The organism is Ideonella sp. (genome assembly GCF_036277275.1).
Classification (GTDB): domain Bacteria; phylum Pseudomonadota; class Gammaproteobacteria; order Burkholderiales; family Burkholderiaceae_C; genus Ideonella.
In genome coordinates this window covers 1-16,768 of sequence record NZ_DASUNH010000112.1, presented here as the reverse complement: position 1 = coordinate 16,768, position 16,768 = coordinate 1, and the positions used below count along the sequence as shown (strand labels likewise).

Genomic DNA, 16,768 nt, shown 5'->3' with positions numbered 1-16,768 from the left:
CCGTAGCTGTTGCGCGCGGTGCGCGCGCCGGTGACGGCGAGGTCTTCCACCATCTTCAGCAGCGGCTCGAAGCACTCGCCGATGTTCCCCGGCCCGGCAGGCCAGTAGTTCATCTCGGTGTTGATGTTGATCGTGTACTTGCCTTCCCAGGGCGGGTGCAGCACTTCGTTCCACAGGCCCTGCAGGTTGGCCGGCTGGCTGCCCGGCCGCGAGCACGACAGCAGCAGGTAGCGCGCGTACTGCACGTACAGCGCGGCGAGCGCTGCATCCGCCTGGCGCGGCACGCCGGCGATACGCGCGTGCGTGGGCCGGCCTTCCGCCTCGTGGCCGCCGAGGTCGATGTGCAGGCGGCGGAACAGCGCGCGGTGGTCCTGCGTGTGGGCAGTGCGCAGCGTGTCGAAGGGCTTGCGCGCAGCGCCCGTGGTGCGCTGGCGCACGGCGGCCACCGGGTCGCCGCTGACGTCCTGGTAGTTCACGTAGCTCGTCTCGCCGGCCACGATGAGTGTGAGCCGGCGGGCGCCGCGCACGCGCAGCCGGTCGGCTGCGGCCTCGATGCGGCCGTCGCCCACCGCCTGCACACGCAGCGCATAGCGCAGCGCGCCCTTGATGCCGAAGGCCTCGACGTTGCGGCCCACGATCAGCAGCGCATCGTTGCCGTCCGGGCGGACCGACAGCGTGTCCGGCCGCGGGTCGGCCCTGGCCGGCTCGCGGTGGTCCCAGGGGGTGCCCGTGAACACCACGCCGTCAGGGCCTTGCCTGGGGTCGCCGGAGCCCTTGTAGTCGGCGTGGCGATAGGCCAGGTCGAAGTCGATGGTGCCTTCACCTTCGATCTCCAGCCGGATCACTGCCACCTGGTCGGGCACGCTGCTGAAGACCTCGCGCCGGTGGCGCCCGCGGCCATCGATGAAGGTGGTGGTGGTGGTCGCGCTGTCGAGGTCGAGGCTGCGGTGGTAGCGGGCCGCGCCGGTCACGCCGGGAAAGTCGATCAGCAGGTCGCCTGCGCTGCTGAAAGGCATCTGCTTCATCGGCTTGCCCATCAGCGCCTCGGAAACCAGGTCGTTGGCCTCCTTCCAGCGTTGCTGGTTGATCAGCTCGCGCACCTTGGGCAGCGCCGCGCGGAACCCGGGGTTGTCTTGCTCGTAGGGGCCACCGCCGTACAGAGTGTCGATGTTGAACTGCAGGCGCTCTTGGGCGGGCCGGCCGAACACCATGGCACCCAGGCGGCCGTTGCCGACGGGCAGCGCCTCGACCCAGGGGCCTGCGGGCTGGTCGTACCACAGCGACAGGTCCTTGCGGCCCTCGCGCTCGGTGGCCAGCACCTTGGCCTGCGCCAGGCCCGGGAAGGCCAGGGCGAGCCCGGCCGTTGCGATGAATTGACGCCTGTCTTGCACGTGATGTTTCCTGATTCGTTCTTGGGTGTTCATGGGCGCTCCGCCAGCAGCCTCTGCAGCGTGGGTACCATCGCGCGCTGCCAGATCGCATACCCTTTCTCGCTGAGGTGAAGCAGGTCGGGCATGACGTCCTTGCTCAGCGAACCGTCGGGGTTGAGCAGGGCGGCGCTGATGTCCAGGTAGTGCACGCTGCGGCCGTCGGCGTAGCCGGCGATGAGCTTGTTGACTCGATCGTTGACGCCGCGCAGGTGGTCATCGGGCTTCTCACCGCGCGGGAAGATGGCCAGCAGCAGCACCTGGGTCGACGGCAGGCGTTGGCGAAGCTCGCGCAGCAGGTGCTTGACGCCGGCAGCGGTGCTTTCAGGGGTGCGCATGCCGGCGTTGTTGGTGCCGATCATCAGCACGGCCACTTTGGGCGTGATGCCGTCGACCTCGCCGTTCTGCAGCCGCCACAGCACGTTCTCGGTGCGATCGCCGCCAAAACCCAGCGCCAGTGCTTGACGGGCGAAGTGGCGCTGCCAGACCGCGCGCCCTTCGTTCTCCCAGCCCTGGGTGATCGAGTCGCCGATGAAGACCACTTCGGGTGGCGTGCCGGCGGCGACGAGCCGGTTCTTCTCCTGCAGCTTCTGCGTGTGCAACGGCAGCCACCAGTCGATCGAGAACGATTCGGTCTGCGGGGCCGGCGTGAACGACTCGGTGCGGTGGTCGGGGCAGGGCAGGCCGGCCTTGGCTTCGCGCGTGATGCGCACGTTGGCCACGCTGACGCGGCCGCTGCCGGCGCCTTCCAGCGCGAACGGCAGCCTCACCTTGGAGAAATCGGCACCCTCGCGAACGAAGCAGCTCATCGCCAGCGCCACATGCTGCCTGCCTTTCCCCGCCCAGGCGCGCGCCGGTTCGATGAGGTTGACCGAGCGTTCGCACCATTCGCCGCAACCCACGACCGCACGCACGCCACCTTTGGCCAGCTCGGTGACATCGAGATCGAACTCCAGCGTGCCGCCGAGGTATGGGCGCAGGTCCAGCGGCTCGCGGCTCTCGAAGCGCAGCATCGTCGCCCAGAGGTCCTTCCAGTCCAGTTGCACGGCCTCACGCCGGCTGCCGTTGCCCCACGCGATGGCACCGACGTGGTTGGGTCCCGGCGCGAGGACGCTGTCGCCTGTCAGCTCGGCCTGGTTGCCCCAGGATCCGACGACGGTGCGCCAGGCCGCGGCAGGAGCGGGGAGGACCACGAAGTCAGCACCCGTCTGCGCCAGCGCGCCTGACATGCCGGCAACGAGCGAGGTGCCGAGAAGGAGGGAGCGCAGGATGGTTTTCATGAAGCGGTTCTTGTGTGTGGCATGGGGTCGATTACCTCGGCGTGGCCACCAGCCACGCTGCGCCGCGCCGCGCAGCGGGCAGGCGCGACAGAAGCCATGCAAGCAAGGCGCTGACACCGAAGAAGACGACGAAGAGCACGGTGTCAGGCACCGAGCCCGAGAAATGAAGCGCCAACGCAGCCGGCTTGCCCGTGCCCACCACCTCGTGCAGCAACGTGTTGCCGACGGCGTGCAGCGCGACCGCCGCCGCCAGCGAGCGGGTGGCGATCCAGGCGTAGGCGTAGACGAAGTGCATGGCGCCGGTGGTGAGCAGCATCTTGCCCAGCGCCAACGGATCGAGGCCGGGAAAGTGGAACAACCCGAAAGGCAGCGCCAGCAGCCAGATGGCCCCCACGGTACCGACCCACCGCGCGAGCACGATCAGAAGGTAGCCGCGAAACACCAGTTCCTCGACGAAGTTGCCCGTGAGATACCCGACACCCGCGACGGCGACCGCTGAGAAGGGCAAGGGGCCGGCGCCGACCTCGAAAGGCACGAACACGCACACGCCCGCCAGCAGCAGCAAGATGTGTACGCAAGCGATCCCGCCTCCGATCACGAAGGCGCGGCTGTGCCACGCATCGATGCCCAGTGCGAGACGATCGGCGGGCAGGCCGTCGCGCTCGAGGAGACGCCGGCTGCCGGCGACCAGGACGCCGATGGCGGCCATCGTGCACAACGCGCGCCCTGTGACAGCGAGCCCACGATCCCCCGGAAAGAAGGTGTGGCCCAGCTGCAATGTCGCGATCGCGGCGCCGGCGAGCGCCAGGAACAGGCACAGTGAACTCACGCGCGGCGTGGGGCTCACGGGTGCGTGCTTGCTGTTGATGGTCGGCTCCACGCGTTCAGTTCGCCGGCTTGGCGATCACCCGCACTTCACTGAGCGCGGCCGGGTGCGCCGGCGTGACGGCGGGGAAGCGGATGCGCAGGAAGGTTGCGGTGAGCGGCTTCTCGAACAGCGCGAAGTCGTAGCCCTTGCGCCCCCCCTTGGCCTCGGCGACCTGGCGCCAGTCGGTGCCGTCCTTGCTGATCTCGACGACGAAGTCGGCACCCCGCTCGTCGGGCATGACCACCGCCAGCCAGTGCAGCGCGTAGACGTTCTCCAGGTGGACGAGCCAGAAGGCGGAACTGTCCTTGGTGTTGGCCTGCCACGAGGTCTGTTCCTGGTCGTCGTTGGCCTTGGGGCCTTCGTGGCCGGGTTCGGCGCTGCTGGTCGACGTTGGCCGGTTGATGGTCACGTTGACCGGATCGCCCGGGAAGGCGATGCGGGTAAACGGCGGGTAGGTGATGACGGGCTGGTCTGGCGCCAACGGCGACTGGCCCGGAACGAACGGGTCGGGCCCCGTCGTCGTGATCGTGATGCGCGCTGGCTTCAGGCCCGGGGACGTCGCCTCGATGACGGTTTGGCCGGCGAAGTACGAGCGGAAGGTGATCGCGGCCTGGCCGTCGCGGATGGCGACCAGGGACTTGTTGCTGAAAGCGATGCTGCGACCGGTGGGGAACTTGCCGGGGCCGCTGACGATGCGCAGCGTGACGTCCGGCGAGTTGCTCAAAGCGCGCCCGGCCTCGTCCTGCACGCTGACGATGAGGTGCGCGTCGTCCAGCCCCTGGGTGCCGCGAATCACCGTCTGGCTGGCGATCAGCTGCAGCTGCGCGGGTCGGCCGTCTACCGGCCAGGCGGGTGGCGGCACGCCGGCGTAGGTGTGGCGGTACCAGTGGTACTGGCGCTTGGGCAGGCGGAAGTAATCGATGAAGCCCATCGAGCCGAACTCGATGGAGGCGATGGAGCCGTGGTCGAAAGCGCACCACAGCGCTTCGCCCGAGCGCCAGGGGTAGCGCCACGCGTAGGGCTTGGTGCTGTCCTTCTTGTCCACCGTGTCGGGCATCAGCCCGAAGCCTGGTTCATAGGCGCCGGGGCGGTCGACCATCGTGGAGCCGTATTCCGACACCACCGAGGGCACGCCCGGGTTCAGGAACAGCGTGGTGCCGTCGCCGTTGTAGCCGGCCACGTCGCCCAGCTTGTCGATCTCGCCGCGCTGCGCGCCGCCGATGGCCACGGGGCGCGTCGGGTCCAGCTTTTTCATGAACTCGACCTGGCGTTTGAGGTAGTCGCGCATCGGCGCCATCGCGTCGCCGACGGTGAAGAAGGGCTCGTTGCTCGCGCTCCAGATGACGATGGACGGGTGGTTGCGGTGAATGCGGATCATCTCGGCCGCCTGCTGCAGCGCGCTGGCCTCGAAGTCGGGCCGATCGGCCGCGTCGGGCGGGTAGGCGCTGGACAGCCAGCTGCCGTCCGCGCCGAAGCCGCCGATGCCCCAGAAGGGCGCTTCCGACCAGAACAGCAGGCCAAGCTCGTCGGTGGCCTTCGAGAACGCCGGCGAGTGCGGGTAGTGCGAGCCGCGGATGAAGTTGAAGCCGGCGTCCTTGACCATCTGCACGTCGCGCCGGGCAGCGCCGTCGGTCACGCCGTCAGCCCAGCCTGCCTGGTCCTGGTGCACGTTGGCGCCGACCATGTAGAAGTGCTTGCCATTGAGGAAGAAGCCCTTGTCGGCGGTGAACTGGATGGTGCGGATGCCGAAGGGCGTCTCGAAGCGGTCGACCGGCTTGCCGTTGACGTGAAGCTGGCTGACCAGCTTGTACAGATAGGGTTGGTCTGGCGACCACAGCCTGGGCGACGCGATCCCGGGCAGCGTCTGGTCATAGTCGAACTTGCCCGCGGCGGGCACGGTCCGCTCGCTGCGATGCTGTGTGATGCGCTTGCCGGTGGCGTCCAGCACTTCGGACACCAGCGTGACCTTGGCCGGCGCCGCGCGCTGGTTGCGCACCTCGGTTTGCACGCGCACGGTGGCGCGGTCGTCGGAGACCTTGGGCGTGGTCACGAAGGTGCCGTACCAGGCCACGTGCACCGGGTCGGTGACGACCAGGCGGACATTGCGGTAGATGCCGCCGGAGAACTGGTGCTCGCCGGCGCGCGGCGCGACACGCGCGTTCCACAGGTTGTTGACGTGCACGGCCAGCAGGTTGTGGCCGGCTTTCACATGCGGCGTGATGTCGACCTCGAAGCCCGTGTAGCCGCCCACGTGGCGGCCGGCCTTCTGGCCATTGACCCAGACCACCGCGTCCTGGAAGACACCATCGAATTCCAGCGTGATGCGTTTGCCGATGGCGCCCGTGGGGATGTCCAGCTGCTTGCGGTACCAGCCGTGGCCGACGTAGAAGCCCGTGCCCAGGAAGTAGGGCTCGGAGAAGGAATGCGGCAGGTCGACACGGCGCCACTGCGCCGTGTCGTGGCCGGGCGCCTGCGCGTCGGCCGGGTTGCCGAGCGTGAAGGTCCAGTCGCGGTTGATGACCACGCTGGTGCGCTCCACTGCGTGCGCGAGATTGGCGAACAGGCCGGCGCACACGGCCAGCACGAGGCAGAGCAAGCGGGTCATCCAGGCATCACTTCAAGAAACGGGTGAGCAGGCGGAGGTAGGCCGTCGGCGTTCCAAAAGCCGATAGGGCCCGTTCTGAGGGACGAGATCTGGGACAGCGGCACGCGGGCGCGCCGCTGTCCTTGCGCTCATGGCACGGTCAGTTGCTGTACAGCAGCCCTCGGCCTGTGCCGCTGACGTAGATGCGTCCGTAGACGCTCTGGTCGGCCGCCATCACGCCGATGCCGCCGAACTGGTGGTCGTCGTCGTTGTGGCGCGCCCAGGTCGCGCCGCCATCGTCGGAGCGGTACACGCCCCACACGCCGTTGACGGTGCCCACCACGTACACCGCGGCCGCGTACGTGGCGCCGGCCTTGCGCTTGCCCAGCGCCACCACCGTCGCGCCCTGCAGGTCGGGCCACGGGTTGCTGCCACAGACGGACGCGAAGGTGCTGAGCTTGGACCAGCTGGCTCCCGAGTCCACCGAGTGGTACAGGGCATTGCCATCGGCCAGCCACAGGTCGCCCTCGACCTTGGGGTTGACCGCCATCGAGGTGACCCACCAGCCGTTCGCTGCGAGTCCAGCCGACACCGAGCCCTGGCTCAGCGCGAAGCTGTGGCCGCCGTCGTTGGAGACGTAGACCTTGCCCGCCGACGCCCACCACGCGCCGCCCGAATCGTAGGCGTAGACCTTGTTCGGGTTCTTGCGGTCCGTCACCAGGCGGTAGCCACGATTCCAGCCGACGCCGGGCAACGCGGGCAGGTCGGTCGCGACCCAGCTGGCGCCGTTGTTGGTCGTGTACGAAGGCACCGAGTTGGCCGGCGCCCAGACCGCCTGATTTCGCGCGGTGACCGCGATGCTCGATTCGCTGCTCGTGTTGGTCGCAGCGCCAGGGGCGAGCGTGGCGAAGCTCGCCCAGGTCTTGCCGCCGTCGCCCGACCAATAGCCGGTGCCGGCCCCGGAAGAGTTGACGACGCCGCCTGCGGCGATGTACAGCGGATCGGACCACGCCATGTCGGCAGCGTTGCCGTTGCTCCAGCCCAAGCCAGGACTCAAGGTGGGCGTCTTCGCGAGATCCGTATGGACCCAGGTACCGACGTCGCCGGCACTGTTGATGAACTTGTACGGCGCGCCGGCCGGGGGCGTGACGATGGCCAGGGTGGCGGTCTCCTCGATGCCCTCGATGGTGCCGTGCCACGTCGGCGTGGCGGAGGAGGCGTCCCTGGTCTCGATGACACCGCCGCCATGGACGTGGAGGATGTGGTCGCGGTTGGACGGATCGATCTCGACATCGTCGACCCAGCCGGAAGCGGTCTCGCCCGGCGTCATCGCCTCGATCTCGCGCCAGTTCAGGCCCGCGTCGTCGGACAGCTGCACGATCTGCTGGCCGCTGAAGTTGCCCCAGGTGTTGCTCACGCCCAGGGCAATGCGCGTGGTCGCGCCCTTGCCGGAGACGGACAGGCCGCCCAGGCCAGGGTTCGTCCATTCCGTCGGATCGACGCTCTTGAGCAGGGTCCAGTTCGCTCCGTCGAACTTGTAGAGCCGGCCCGGACCGCCGGCGCCGGGCCCTGCATCCTTGGTGAACACGACATAGAACATGCCGTCGGCGGCGCGCACCATGTGCGGGATGTGGTAGCCCGACACGGGAGTCGAGACCGCAGTCCACGATGCGCCGCCGTTGGTCGACTTGTACAGGTTGGCGCTCAGGCCCGCCACGTTGGCGTAGTCCGGGGCGATGGCCGTGTAGATCGTCTGTGTGGCCGTGCCGGCGCCCTTGGTGCTGGTGTCGTACACCACCAGTTCGACGCCCATGGCGCTACCGCCCACGGCATTGATCTGCTCCTGTGTCATCTTGGCCGTCGACAGCGACGTGACCTGGGCCCAGGTGCGGCCCGAGTTCGTGCTCTTCCACAGGCCCGCGGTGCGCGAGCCGTAGAACAGCCTCGACGGCTTGTTGGGGTCGACCATCATCCGTTCGCCGATGGCACGACCGCCGTTGTTGCCGCCTGTCGAGAACGGCAGGTTGACGTAGCTCCAGTGATTGCCGCGGTCGCTGGAGATGTACAGGCGGGCGTCAGCCTTGTCAGAGTTGTACATGCCCGCTGCCATGTAGACGAGCTTGTCATTGTTCGGGTCGACGGCGATGCTCTCGATGCCGTGGTACGAGCCCTCTGCGCCGCCGAAACCCAGGCCATCGGTGAGCGGCATCCAGGACGAGGATGCCTGGTTCCAGCGATAGGCGCCGCCGATGTCGGTGCGTGCATACAGCAGGTTCGCGGTGGTGGGATGGAAGATCAGGCCGGTGACGTAGCCGCCGCCGCCGAACTTCACGCTGGCCCAGGTGCCGACCTTGATCGTGAACAGCTGCTGGCTCTTGGCGCCGCAGTCGTTGGTGTAGGTGGCCGTGGCCGTGCAGGCGGCCGCTGGCTGGATGGTCTGCTCGCGCGAGGTGCCGGTGGTGCCGCAGCCACTCCAGCTCCAGCTGCCGCCGGACGCCGGACGTGGGCCGAGGATGGCCGACTGGCCGGTCTTGAGCGTGACAGAGTCCTTTTGCAGCCACTTGCCGTTGACGTTCACATACGGCGTTATGGTGGTCGGCGGGCAGGTCTGCGCGAGGGCTGGTACCCCCGCGCCGGCCCCGAGGGCCAGTATCAAAGTCGACAACGACAATTTCATGTTCTACCTTTCAGGTGAATGGGCTCGGCTGGTTGTTTCACGAGCGTTGGGAAAGTTGGGCCGCCAGTGGCGTGCGGGCTCGACGGAGATCACTTACTTGACGAAACGGGCCAGCAGCCGGATGTAGGCCGTCTGGTAGCCGTTGGAGTTCTCGCTGATCGGCCAGGATTGCAGCGGCCAGCCGTCGTTGAAGTCGAGGTACGACTTCTGCGCCGGTTGGCCCCACGGCGGGGTCGGCCGGCTCGTGCCGCAGGCTGGGGAGATTCCAGGGCAGCGCGAGTCCCAGTCCCACTGGTTGTAGTTGGGGCCGCCGACGACGATGCCCGGCGCGGGGCCGTAGGTCGAGGTCGCGGCGCTGTCCCACATCGCGCTGCCGTCGCTGAACCAGGAATGGAAGATCTGGTTGACCGACTTCTCGGCGCCGAAGCTCGTCATGTTGGTCAGGTAGACCTTGCCGAACGGGTTCACGCCGTGCAGGTAGTGCAGGTAGCCGGACGCGGCATCGGCCACTTCGTCGGCGCTGCGGCGGTTGATGCCGTAGTAGCTTTCGTTCGCGAACAGCGTGCCGGCCAGGCCCTTCACCCCGTTGCTGCCCCAGGTGTAGGAATCGATGTAGGCGCGATACGGGTCGCGTTGGGAGTCGACCGCGCCCCAGCCGCCGTAGTCCGCGCGGGCCCACATGTCGACGTAGCGCGTGCGGATGGCGCTCGCGACACTGGCGGTGGCGCCGGGCAGCGACGCGTAGTACAGCAGGTTGCTCGCGCTGCCGGCGTTGAACGGCGAGATGTACCACGAGCCCATCAGCGGCTCTTCCGTGTAGTGCGCATCGACATAGTCGCGGTAGGTGGCTTCGCCGGTGGCCGCGAAGAGCTTGATGGCGGCGAACAGGCGCATCTGCTGGCGGCCCCTGTCGTCGGTTTCCTGCTGGCCTGCGCCGAGGCCCTGCGTGCCGTTCGATTCGTCGTTGTTGCGGAAGGTGACGTTCGGGTTGGCGGCGGCCCAGTTCCATGCGTTGCGGGCCCGCGTCAGCAGGTCGGCGGCATAGTTCTTCATCGCCGTGTTGTTCAAGCCGCCGAACACCTTCGCGCCGTGCGCGTAGGCCGCGGCCGCCCCGAGCGTGGCCGAGGTGCTGGCGTCCCCGTAGTAGCTCGGGCCATTCGCGGCAGAGGGTGGGCTGGCGTGCGACATGCCGACGATGGACAGCACCGAGCCGTTGCTGTTCTGCATGCGCACCAGCCAGTCCAGGCCCCACTTCACCTCGTCGAGCAGGTCGGGGATGCCGTTGCGGGACTCGGGGATGTTGAAGTCGTCGGTCCAGACCGTGGGGTTCTGGCTGTAGGCGTCCAGCAGGTCCTGCACATAGCCGGCGGCCCAGCTGGTGTACTTGTTGAAGTCGCCCGCGTCATACCAGCCGCCGCGCAGGTCGCGCGCGGTGTTGGCGTTGTTCTTGTCGTGCCAGCGGCGCGCCTGCGAGTCCTGCCCGGTCTTCAGGTGGCTGGCGCCGTCGGCCCAGCCGGCGCCCGCTTGGGCCGCGTTCTTGGCCTGGCCGGCGCGCTGGTAATAGAAGCTGCGCACGGCCTGGATCAACACGTTGCGGTAGACGTTGTCGCCAATCTCGAAGCGTGCGGAGCGCTGGTTGGCGTTCGGGTCGACGATCTCGTAGGTGCCCGGCGTGGTGATCTGGCTGAACTCGAAATGCCAGACCTGGTCGCCCGACGAGGGGTCGGTCTTCAGCTCGTTCCAGTCGCGCGGCCAGAAGGTGTAGACGACCGTGCCGTTGGCCGCGTTCACCACCTGCAACTGCTGGGGCCAGTAGAACTCGTTGCTGTCATAGCCCACCTTGGGCAAGCGCAGCACCGCGATCTTCTTGCGGTTGGGCAGGTAGCCGAACTGGTCGACCATGATGTACCTGGCCACGTTGGCGGCCGGCGCCGGCGCCACGCTGAAGGTGTAGTTCTGCACCGTCTTCGCGCCGCAGCTGTTGGTGTAGGTGGCGGTGGCCGTGCAACTGTTGCTGAGCTTGATCGTCTGCTCGCGCGAGGCGCCCGAGGTGCCGCAGCCGTTCCATGACCAGGTGCCCTGCAGTGGCTGCGGGCCCATCACGACCCGGGAACCGGCGTTCAGCGACGCCGATGCCTGGACCGCCCAGGGACTGGTGCCATTGATGTTGAGGTACGGCGTGACGGTGCTGGGGTTGCACGTCTGCGCCCATGCAGGCGCACCCAAGGCTGCCAGTACAAGCAGCACGCTTTTCTTGAGTTTCACGTGTTGTCTCCGTTCTCGGTTCGCTCTGTCAGGCCGGACGGTTTGGCGAATCCCAACGATTCGCCTGGGTGGTCTTCAACGGCCAGCCATCGTTGAAGAAGCTCGTTGTTCAGCGCGCCAGCTTGGCGATGGCACTCGCGCTCAGTGCGCCGCTGTAGATGCGAACGTCCTGCATGCGGCCCTTGAAGAGCCGGTCGCCGCCGTACTGCGAGCGCCCCAGCCAGGTCTGCTTGGTGTGGCCCATCTGGTAGGGCGTCATCCAGATCCCGTCGTGGCTCGCGACCGGGGCGCCGTCCACATACAGCGTGCCGACGGTGCCGCCCAGCGTGACGGCCACATGCACCCAGCGGTCGTTCGGCAGCGGTTCGGCATGCAGCTCCTGTTTGGGCCAGAACTGCTCGCGCGAGGCCAGGAAGTGCAGCCGCTGGTCGCCGCTGCGGGGTGAAAGCGCCACGTAGGCGACGTCGTCCGAGCCGAAGTCGAACAGGCGCGTGTTGACGGCGGTGGTCTCGGAGTAGACCCACATCGCGACCGTGAAATCGCCCAAGGTCGACACGACGCCGTCGGGCAGGGCCACGTAGCCGCTCTCGCCATCGAACAGCACGGCGCGTGTTCCGTTCCGGCCTTCGCCGAAGCTTGCACCGCCCAGCAGCTTGGCGTGCCGGTCATGGCCGCTGACATCTTTGGCGTTGCCATTCAGCGGCAAGTGCAGCCACAGCTCGCTGGGAGCGGCGATGCGGACGATCTTGTCGCCGACGCGTTCGCGGCCCTTGGCGGTCACTGCGGTGATCCGGTAGTACCAGGTGCCCTTGGCGGGGGCATCGGTGAAGGTGCGGGGATCGGTCACCTGTGCGATGGTCGTGAACGGTCCGCTGCGCGAACTCGCCCGCTGGACCAGGTAGTGGGCGGCATCGGCACTGCCCCACCATGACAGCAGCACCTTGCCGCCCGCGAGGAAAGCGTGCAGGCCACTCGGCTTCGCAGCCGGCGCCGGATCGCGCGTATAGAAGAGCGTGCCCAGGCCGGGCTGGTCGCCACCATCGGCGCGCTCGGGTCGCACCTTGTCGAGCATCGCTTCCGTCCACGGTGCCGACAGGCCCTTGCGGCTCACGTAGTGGTGGTAGATCAGCTCCCAGTTCGGGCGGTAACTTCCGAGACCGGCGACCTCGGTACCTGAGCCATGCACGCCGGTGTAGGGCGCGAACGGCATGGCGTAGAACGTGCCGTTGGCGTCGGTGAGGTTGGTCTTGGCGACGTACTCGGCGCCGGCCAGCAAGCGGTTGTTCCAGTGGCCGTAGAGGTCCTCGCCCTGGTTCCACGCCATCTCGCACAGCATGCCGGCCAGGGCGATGCCGAGCGTCGAGTGGCCCTGGTCGCGGTGGCTTTCCTGCCATTGCCCCAGGTGGCCGGGGTGCACGAAGTACACGTGGTGGGCCGACGCGCCGTTGCCCCGGCCGCCCTTGTAGTAGTCGCCGGCCTCGGCCATCAGGTCGGGCCGGTCGCAGAACACCCCGATCGCATAGGTGGCGCAGAGGTTGGCCAGGTCCCAGTTGGCCCAGTAGTGGGTGACCTTGCGGATCTCGGTGCCGTTGTGGTCGGTCAGGAAGCTGTGGCACAGCGGATAGAAGATGTCCAGCAGCATCGTGCGGAACCGGGCCTGGTCGGCCTCTGCCCAGCCGGGGTAGTCGCGCATCAGCTCGGCGGCCATGGCCCACTGGTTGCCATACAGGCCCGACGCGAGGTAGACGTTGGAGTCGCCGCCCAGCCGCTTGAGCGTCGACGACCAGGCGTTGAGGAACCTCACCGAATCGAGGGCGTAAGCTTCGTCTCCGGTGATCTTCCAGCGCAGCGCGAGGTGGTAGGCCCGCTGCATGTCGAGTGTCATCACCCAGTAGTTCTCGTCGCTGCCCCCGCGGTTGACGACCTCCAGCGGGTGAGGCGTCGCGCCCAGGTCGGACCAGTGGGCCGCGAGGAACATGCCATAGCCCGCGGTCCATGGCTCTTCGCCTGCACCGACCTTGTCGTGCATGCGCTGCAGGTCGGCCTCGGTGTGCAGCAGGCCCGGATGAATCGGCCCCTTGGTGGACAGAAGGGCCTGGGCGGTATCGGTTGCCGGCGCATCGGTTGTCTGCGCCTGCGATGGCGTGCACCCCGGCAGCAGGTGCAGCACCGGCAAAAGGCCGAGGCTCAATGAGAGCGCGCGGCGGGCCGGATCGGGCAGCGCGTGCGGGCCTGCACGCTCGACGGCTGTCAGGGGCTTTTTCATTTGAGGTTCCAGTGGAGGTGTGACGAAGGGGTTCAGCGCCCGTAGCGCCGGCCGGCCGATTCCAGCGGCCAGTCGTCGGTGCGCAGCGGCGGCAGGGGCAGGCCGTCGCCGCCGATGACGTTGGCCTCGCTCGGGTTGTTGACCCAGGCGTAGCGGGCGGCCACCGGGGCCGGCACCGAGGGGCTGTTCAGCACGATGCGGTCGCCGTCGAAGCGCGCCTGTGCCGGTGCCCAGCGGCGGTCGATGCCAGCCACGTAGAAGCCGCGCAACGGCTCACCAGCGCGGGCAGTGCGCAGGCCACCTGCGGTACTGTCGAAGCGCAGCTCGAGTTCACCGCCACGGGCCACATGCCCGATGAAGCGCGGGCCACTGGCCGGCGCGGCGCGCAGGCCCAGCTCGTGCATCGCCAACCGGGCCAGGCGCTGGCCGACGGTGCGCTTGTTGCGCGGGTGGATGTCGACCGCATCGCCGATGTCGATGGCGGTGGCCATGCCGGTGTGGGGCAGGGCCAGGGCGCTGGCCTGGCTGGCGCGCAGCTCGGCCCAGCCGTTGCCGTCGGGCCGGTTGTCGGCCAGCGGGAACCAGGCGGCCAGCTGCACGAACAAGAAGGGCAGCTTGGGGTCGCCGAACTGGCCGCGCCAGTCCTGGATCAGGCGCTTGAAGCCGTCGGCGTAGGCGGCCGCGCGCCCTGAGTTCTCCTCGCCCTGGTACCAGAGCACGCCGCGCACCGACAAACCTTGAAGCGGCGCCACCAGGCCGTTGTGGCCGAGGGTCGGGGCGTCATTCGCGGCGGGCAGGGGCGATGCCGTGACCTGCTCGACGCGCGCCTTCCACGCGCCGGCCAGCGGCACGGCACCGGCGGCGGTGTCCAGGCGCATGGCCGCTGCGTCGCCGTGGAAGCCTCCACCGCCGGCCTGGTCGGTCACGCGCACGGCGATCCAGTTGGCACCGGTGCGCAGCAGGCCGGCCGGCAGCGCATAGCGGCGCGGTTGCTGCCAGCCGCACTGGCCGCCGACGCGTTGGCCGTTGACCCACACCTCGTCGCAGTCGTCAACCTGGGCCAGGTGCAGTTGCGCCGCACCGCTGGCCTGCGCAGCGCTCAGCTCGACGTGTTTGCGCAGCCAGACGATGCCGTCCACGTCGTGCAGGCCGTGGGCCTCCCAGTTGCCGGGTGCCGGCAGGCTGGGCCAGTTGCCGTCGATGTCGGCGGCGGTCGACCAGCCCGGTGCCTCGGCGCTGTCCAGCGGCAGGCCCTGTTGCCAGGCCGTGACCCGGGCCAGCGCGCGCTCGCGCAGTGCGGCGCCGAAGCTGGCGTTGTCGGCCGGCAGCGCACGCACGGCGGGGGCCAGGTCCGGGTCCTGCAGGGCGGCATCGCGGCGCACCCAGGTCTCCAGCATCGAGCCGCCCCAGGCGGTGTTGATGAGGCCGATGGGCACGCCCTGCACCGCCTGCATCTGGCGCGCGAAGTGGTAGCCGACGGCGCTGAACTCACCCACCTTGCCGGGCTCGGCCACCACCCAGGAGGCGGGCGCGATCTCGGCTTCGGGCTTGACGCTGGCGCGGTGCGGCACGCGCAGGTGGCGCAGCTGCGGGTTCTGCGGCGAGGCGATCTCCTGCGCGGCGGTGTCGGTCTCGGCCAGCACCCATTCCATGTTGGACTGGCCGCCCAGCAGCCAGACGTCGCCGATCAGCACGTCGTTCAGGACCACGGTCTGGTCGCCCCTGACGAGCAGGCGGTGCGGGCCACCTGCCGGCAGCGCCGGCAGCTGCACGCTCCAGCGCCCGTCGACACCGACCTTCGCACTCCACTTGCGGCCGGCGAACTCGACGCTCAGCGTCTGGCCCGGGGTGGCCGATCCCCACAGCCGCAGCGGGCGGTCGCGCTGCAGCACCATGTGCTCGCTGAAGACGTTGGCCAGGCGCACTTCGGCCTGGGCGGTGGCGCCCAGCAGGGCGAGCATCAGGGGCAGGAGGGTTCTCTTCATCGTTCGGGTCGTCATTGGCCGAGTGGCACGCTCACTGCGCGGCCGTCGTAGCGGATGGTTGTCGTCTGTTCAGCGCGGCCGGGCGGGGCCATCAGCCGCACTTGCAGGTCACGCCGCGCCGCCATGCCGGGGTAGCGGCCCTGGCGGGCGCCGATGTGCAGCGTGCGGTACGCCTCGTCCCAGCGCAGGGTGGTGGTGGCGCGCTCGCCGCGTTCATAGCGGTAGGTCTCGCCGTCGTCGTCGTAGAGCGTGAAGCTGGCATCGGCGCCGGGGTAGATGCGGATCTCCCAGGGCGCGTCGGGCTGCTGGCCGGTGTGTTCGACCACCGGGCCCAGCGGCACGATGGCGCCGGCGCGCACGAACAGCGGGAACTGCTCCAGCGTGTAGTCGCGCTCGACGCGCTGGCCGCCGGCATGGCGCTCGCCGGTCCAGAAGTCGAACCACTCGCAGCCAGCGGGCAGCAGCGTGGCCTGGCGCTGGTCGATCTTGCGCTGCGCCTCGGCTTGCTCGCGGCGCTGGGCGGGCGTGCGCCAGGCCAGGCGCAGCACGCGGCCACCGCCGGCCTGGAAGAAGTCGACGCGGACCTTCAGCACCTGGCCTTCGCGCAGGGTCATCACATGGCCCTTGAAGCGCGCGCCGCCGACGGCCCACTCGTCGACGGCGAGCTGGTCGTCCAGCCACATGCGAAAGCCATCGTCGCCCTCGACGCCCAGCTCGTAGTCGCCGCTCTCCGCGACCGTGAGCTCACCGGTCCAGCGCGCCGAGAAGTTGCCGAGGCTCTTCAGGCCGGGCGGGATGCTGCCCAGCGGCGGGTCGGGCCAATGGTGGGCAACGACGGTGTCGACCGTGCGGCTGGCGGGCTTCTCGAAGTTCATGCCGTCGAAGTACTCCAGCACCAGGCCGCGTTGGCCGTCGGGCGTGCGCAGCTGTGTGGCCGGCACGGTCAGCGGCGGCGGCGCCTCGGGGTGGAACATCGCCCGGGTGATCGGCTGCACCAGGAAGGCGGGGCCGAACATGTAGGTGTCGTCCACCTTGCGCAGCGCAGGCTGGTCGGGGAAGTCCATCGCCAGGCCGCGCATCATGGTGTAGCCCTCGTGCGTGCTGCGCCAGGCCAGGCCGTAGAGGTAGGGCAGCAGGCGCATGCGCAGCTGCGCGGCGCCGAGCAGCGAGGCGTAGACGGGCGGGTCCAGTGTCTTGAACAGGTAGGGCTCGCGGTCGACGCTGGTGCCGTGGATGCGGTAGACGGGGTTGAAGATGCCGAACTGGTTCCAGCGTGCGTACAGCTCGCGCCAGGCCGGGTTGTGCTGGCCGCCGCCGAAGTTGACGAAGAAACCGCCGGTGTCCTGCGTCCAGTAGGGTTGGCCGGCCATCGCGACGTTCAGGCCACCCGAAATCTGCGCGCGCAATGCGGCCCAG

General features: G+C 68.8%; 9 protein-coding genes. All 9 read right to left on the bottom strand.

Going from position 1 to position 16,768, the window contains the following annotated elements:
• Nucleotides 1-1,424 (bottom strand): glycoside hydrolase family 95 protein (locus VFY73_RS19100; protein ID WP_329721709.1); only part of this gene is annotated, 1,424 nt, incomplete at its 3' end.
• Nucleotides 1,421-2,707: a GDSL-type esterase/lipase family protein gene (locus tag VFY73_RS19095; RefSeq protein WP_329721707.1), complete on the bottom strand. Its 1,287-nt coding sequence runs from the start codon at nt 2,705-2,707 to the stop codon at nt 1,421-1,423. The genes VFY73_RS19100 and VFY73_RS19095, both read right to left, overlap by 4 nt.
• A gap of 31 nt (nt 2,708-2,738) precedes the next feature.
• Complete coding sequence (locus VFY73_RS19090; protein ID WP_329721705.1) at nt 2,739-3,554, bottom strand: CPBP family intramembrane glutamic endopeptidase; 816 nt, start codon at nt 3,552-3,554, stop codon at nt 2,739-2,741.
• Between the two features lie 37 nt (nt 3,555-3,591).
• Complete coding sequence (locus VFY73_RS19085; protein ID WP_329721703.1) at nt 3,592-6,180, bottom strand: glycoside hydrolase family 2 protein; 2,589 nt, start codon at nt 6,178-6,180, stop codon at nt 3,592-3,594.
• 139 nt (nt 6,181-6,319) lie between these two features.
• Entirely contained in the window at nt 6,320-8,836 is a 2,517-nt protein-coding gene (locus VFY73_RS19080) for a dockerin (RefSeq protein ID WP_329721701.1), read from the bottom strand.
• Between the two features lie 93 nt (nt 8,837-8,929).
• Nucleotides 8,930-11,101 carry a glycoside hydrolase family 9 protein gene (locus VFY73_RS19075; RefSeq protein WP_329721699.1) on the bottom strand — a complete coding sequence of 724 codons (2,172 nt, stop codon included), beginning with the start codon at nt 11,099-11,101 and terminating at the stop codon, nt 8,930-8,932.
• Between the two features lie 109 nt (nt 11,102-11,210).
• Nucleotides 11,211-13,367 carry a LamG-like jellyroll fold domain-containing protein gene (locus tag VFY73_RS19070; RefSeq protein ID WP_329721697.1) on the bottom strand — a complete coding sequence of 719 codons (2,157 nt, stop codon included), beginning with the start codon at nt 13,365-13,367 and terminating at the stop codon, nt 11,211-11,213.
• Nucleotides 13,368-13,399: 32 nt separating this feature from the next.
• Complete coding sequence (locus VFY73_RS19065) at nt 13,400-15,352, bottom strand: sialate O-acetylesterase (RefSeq protein ID WP_329721695.1); 1,953 nt, start codon at nt 15,350-15,352, stop codon at nt 13,400-13,402.
• Nucleotides 15,353-15,363: 11 nt separating this feature from the next.
• Nucleotides 15,364-16,768, bottom strand: a 1,405-nt coding sequence (locus VFY73_RS19060; protein WP_329721693.1) for a TIM-barrel domain-containing protein, incomplete at its 5' end; no start/stop codon positions are given.

What these genes read in the sequence shown, in the direction of transcription:
- VFY73_RS19095 (WP_329721707.1), bottom strand. Translation starts at nt 2,707, where the DNA reads ATGAAAACCATCCTGCGCTCCCTCCTTCTCGGCACCTCGCTCGTTGCC.
- VFY73_RS19085 (WP_329721703.1), bottom strand. Translation starts at nt 6,180, where the DNA reads ATGACCCGCTTGCTCTGCCTCGTGCTGGCCGTGTGCGCCGGCCTGTTC.
- VFY73_RS19080 (WP_329721701.1), bottom strand. Translation starts at nt 8,836, where the DNA reads ATGAAATTGTCGTTGTCGACTTTGATACTGGCCCTCGGGGCCGGCGCG.
- VFY73_RS19070 (WP_329721697.1), bottom strand. Translation starts at nt 13,367, where the DNA reads ATGAAAAAGCCCCTGACAGCCGTCGAGCGTGCAGGCCCGCACGCGCTG.
- VFY73_RS19065 (WP_329721695.1), bottom strand. Translation starts at nt 15,352, where the DNA reads ATGAAGAGAACCCTCCTGCCCCTGATGCTCGCCCTGCTGGGCGCCACC.